This is a genomic window from Streptomyces sp. NPDC045701 (genome assembly GCF_056432045.1).
This window is the reverse complement of sequence record NZ_JBWKJV010000225.1, coordinates 1-1107: the sequence shown is the minus strand read 5'-3', so window position 1 is coordinate 1107 and position 1107 is coordinate 1. Positions and strand designations below refer to the sequence as shown.

Below are 1107 nucleotides of genomic sequence, written 5' to 3'. Positions count from 1 at the left end.
ACTGCTGTTAGCATTAATTTAGTCATTCTTTATAGTCGCATTCCTCACCAATATATTAATTATCCTCTAGATAAAATTATTTTCTACCAATTTTGCATCTTATTAGTTGCCATTTGTTACTATTTTTTAGGTTTTTTTTCTGGGACTATTTTGGGACAGGGGATTACAGGCGCCTTATCTTTGATCGGCTTTGTCTTTGGATTAGAGTTGATAAAGCAAAATATTTTAGATATCTTGAACAATGTCTTCAACAATATTTTCAATAATAAAAATGATGGAATTTATTATCAATCATTTTTTGTCCGATTTGATACCTATTCACATTGGCTGATATTAGATGGATTTGTTATACTAACTACTTTTCTCTTCTATTTTTCTGCTCAATATTTCTATCAAAGATTAAGTTTAGAGGAGAAAGGAAACTATCTATTATTTCCTAAGTTTCGCTTACCAATTTCTTTGGTTGCAGGGATTTTCACAGCTTATAGTATTTGTGGAAACATTGGACTTGGGAGTAGCTCAATTAATTTACTCATAAGATATAATATACTTCCAGGTATTTTAGTGTTTGTAATCACATTTTGCTTCTTCATGGTACTAAATAATTATAAAAAGATTTATGAAAAAATTGGAATGATAGTTGTAAAAACCAATAAATAACTTAGTAAAAAATAGCTTCTAATTTAATAATAAAAGCTCCTTTATGAAACTAAAGGAGCTTTTAAATATTTACAACGATTAAAAGAACGGTTAATCAATACTAGGCTTCTAGTAAGGGATAAGGAGATTGAGAAAATTTTCATTTATTTATATACCTATAAATCGTTGTTCTTGACACTCCCCAAGAATCCGCAATCGACTTAATTGGCGTACCACTTTCTACCAAGGTTTTAAGAAGCATTATGTCTTTCTCTGAAAATTTCTCAGGTCTTCCTCCAAGCCTTCCTCTTGCACGTGCGGCTTCTCTACCAGCGGCAGAACGCTCCAAAATAAGATTTCGCTCAAATTCCGCAAAAGCCGCAAACAAATGAAACATCAATTGTCCAGTCGAACTTGATTTATCCATTGTAATATTTTCTTGTAGACTATGAAAACTTACCCCTTTAT

Annotated in this window: 2 protein-coding genes; one reads left to right on the top strand and one right to left on the bottom strand. The window is 31.2% G+C overall.

What is annotated here, in order from left to right; translation table 11 throughout:
- Positions 1–660: hypothetical protein (locus AC07DW_RS34605; protein ID WP_478861548.1), on the top strand; the 660-nt coding region annotated here is incomplete at its 5' end.
- Positions 661–799: 139 nt separating this feature from the next.
- Here AC07DW_RS34605 and AC07DW_RS34600 read toward each other — a convergent pair.
- Positions 800–1107 (bottom strand): helix-turn-helix domain-containing protein (locus tag AC07DW_RS34600; RefSeq protein WP_478861547.1); only part of this gene is annotated, 308 nt, incomplete at its 5' end.